Below are 2,858 nucleotides of genomic sequence, written 5' to 3'. Positions count from 1 at the left end.
GCCGAAGACGCATCGGCGCTCGGTGTGCGCTGCACGACCCGATAGACGGTGGGCCTCGATACGTCGAACAGCTCTGCCAGATCGCTGATCGAGTAGTCACCCGTGTCATACATGCGGCGCAATTCTGCCTGACGACGATCCGATAGTTTTGGCTTTTTGCCCTTCAGTCGTCCCTTGGCGCGGGCGATGGCCATACCTTCCTTGGTGCGCATCCTGATCAGATCAGCCTCGAATTCGGCAAATGTGGCGAGGATGTTGAAGAACATCTTACCCATCGGATCGGTCGGGTCATGGACCGATGCGCCCAATGCCAGTTTCACCCCGCGCTTTTCCAGTTCATCAGCGATAGCCCGGGCGTCGGGAACCGACCGCGCCAGCCGGTCCAGTTTCGGCACGACAAGCGTGTCCCCTTCGCGGACTGCTGCGAGTGCCTGGGCCAGACCTGGCCGCTCCCGGTTCGTGCCGGTCAGGCCGTGATCGGTGTAGATCCGGTCTTCCGCGACATCGAGAGCGAGGAGCGCTGTCCGTTGCGCTGCGAGATCCTGTTTGTCGGTCGAGCAGCGGGCATAACCGACGCGGGTTTTGGTCATGATACATCCTTGGGCCAGAATTGGCCGAGCTTCGTCTTGATCGTGATCGTATGTAACGCAAAAGGCCCCTCCAATGATACTATAACCGGACCAGTCAAATGAGAATCGTTTTCCGTTGCAAACACTGGGAGCAGTTCGTTGATAATCCGGCGTCCGGTCACCGATCCCCTTACGGACAGTCTGACTGCGCTGCCCGAAGACCGACGCGCCGAGGCGTTGCGCCGGTTCAACATACTGCGCCAGCACCTGATCGACGAAGTCCCCCTGACGGAAGTTGCCCGTGTCAGTGGTATCCCACTGCGCACGCTGCAAAGGTGGACGTCCCGATATCAGCGCTTTGGGCTTGCCGGACTTGCAAGAGCACCGCGATCTGATGCCGGGCAACGGCGGCTATCATCTGAACTGGTCGAGCTGATTGAAGGGCTGGCCTTACACAAACCCCGTCTCTCTACCGCCGCAATCCACCGGCGCATCATCCCGATTGTAAAATCGCGTGACTGGCCTGTCCCTTCTTATGCCACGATACATTCAATCGTGAATAGTCTTGATCCCGCGCTTGTCACGCTCGCTCATGATGGCGCAGCCGCCTATCGTGACCGGTTCGAAATGATTCATCGTCATCGGGCCGAAAGGCCGAATGCTGTCTGGCAGACAGACCACACACAACTCGATCTAATCATCTTGGATACCAATGGTGCGCCGGTGCGGCCGTGGCTTACCATCGTGCTTGATGATCATTCCCGTGCAGTGGCTGGGTACGCCGTCTTTGTCGGCGCACCTTCTGCTATCCAGACCGCTCTTGCCCTGCGGCAAGCTATCTGGCGAAAGGATACGCCTTCCTGGCCGATTTGTGGCCTGCCGGATGTTTTATACACCGATCACGGCAGCGACTTCACCAGCAAGCACCTTGAGCAGGTCGCAGCTGACCTGCGCATTGAGCTTGTGTTTTCCACGGTTGGCCGGCCACAGGGGCGTGGCAAGATCGAGCGGTTTTTCGGTACCATCAACACTGAGCTGTTGCCTGAGTTACCGGGGGCTTTGTCGAACGGAAAACCAGCCTCCCCGCCACGCCTGTCGCTCGGCGAGTTGGAGGTTGCCGTAAAGACTTTCGTCACCGCAGTGTACAACGCGCGCAAGCATAGCGAAATCGATGTGCCACCTAATGAGGCTTGGCGGGGTGACGGCTGGCTACCTCGTATGCCGAACAGTCTGGAACAGCTCGATCTGCTACTGGTAATGGCCTTAAAAACCCGGCAGGTCCGCCGTGACGGCATTCGGTTTCAGGGCTTGCTCTACACCGATCCCACACTTGCAGCCTATGTCGGCAAAACGGTCAACATCCGCTATGACCCGCGCGACATTACCGAACTGCGCGTGTTCCACCGCGACCGGTTTTTGTGCCGCGCTGTCAGCGCCCATCATGCGCATCACACAATATCACTCAAGGATATCCAACAGGCCCGCACCGCCAGGCGGAAGGCTTTGCGCAACGAGATCACGGTAAAATCCAGACAGATCACCGAGTTTCTTCCCAAACCTGCGCCACCTCCAAGTCGTGAAAAGCAAAATCCCGTATCGCCTGACGCCCCGCGCCAAAAGCTGGTCCTGTATAAAACGGACAAGACGCCATGAGCCGCCAGACTCGCCGGACCGGTACTTTCCTCGTCACCCGCGAACATAAGCGGTTTGTCGAATTCGCGAACGCTGTGCGCCGCAACGCAACCATCGGCTTGTGTCATGGTCGGGCGGGCGTTGGCAAAACCTTGTCAGCCCGCCGCTATGCCAATTGGGACCTGATCGAACCGCTGATAACGACATGGGGTAGGCGTGAAGACTCGGACAAGAAAGTGTATGCAGCCTCGTCCCGCGCCCGTACCTTGTTCTATACACCGCCGGTGGGCGGCAGTATCTCGGCGCTGCGCAAGGACATTCAACCATTTATCATGCGACTATGCGTTTGCATTGACAGCTACGGGAACCCCAAGTGGGCGGAGCGACCTCTAACACCGCTTGGCCTGATAGAGTTGGTAATCATTGACGAAGCCGAACGCCTTACCATGACCGGCCTGGAGTTCCTGCGCGACCAGTTCGATCGCAGTGACGCTGGGCTGATCCTGATCGGTATGCCCGGCATTGAAAAACGGATGTCGCAATACCCGCAACTCTACAGCCGAATAGGTTTTGTGCATGAATACCCACCGCTTTCGAAGGATGAGATGCAATTCGTTTTGCAGCGGCAATGGAGGAAATGGGGCTTTGGCCAGGATG

The 2,858-nt window shown here is 57.9% G+C and carries 3 protein-coding genes; 2 read left to right on the top strand and 1 reads right to left on the bottom strand.

The genetic code is table 11. From position 1 onward, the window contains the following. A partial coding sequence (locus ACR0B3_RS23625) for a recombinase family protein (RefSeq protein WP_480811192.1) occupies nucleotides 1-590 on the bottom strand: 590 nt, incomplete at its 3' end. 138 nt (nucleotides 591-728) lie between these two features. On the opposite strand from ACR0B3_RS23625, the gene ACR0B3_RS23620 reads away from it, so the two are divergent. Together ACR0B3_RS23620 and ACR0B3_RS23615 are read left to right on the top strand one after the other, a co-directional pair. Further along, complete coding sequence (locus tag ACR0B3_RS23620; protein ID WP_012187124.1) at nucleotides 729-2,222, top strand: Mu transposase C-terminal domain-containing protein; 1,494 nt, start codon at nucleotides 729-731, stop codon at nucleotides 2,220-2,222. Next, nucleotides 2,219-2,858: AAA family ATPase (locus ACR0B3_RS23615; protein ID WP_480811191.1), on the top strand; the 640-nt coding region annotated here is incomplete at its 3' end. The genes ACR0B3_RS23620 and ACR0B3_RS23615, both read left to right, overlap by 4 nt.

It is taken from the genome of Ruegeria sp. CE9 (genome assembly GCF_056537425.1).
Note: the sequence above shows the minus strand (reverse complement) of the source record. Positions and strands in the feature narration are given on the sequence as shown.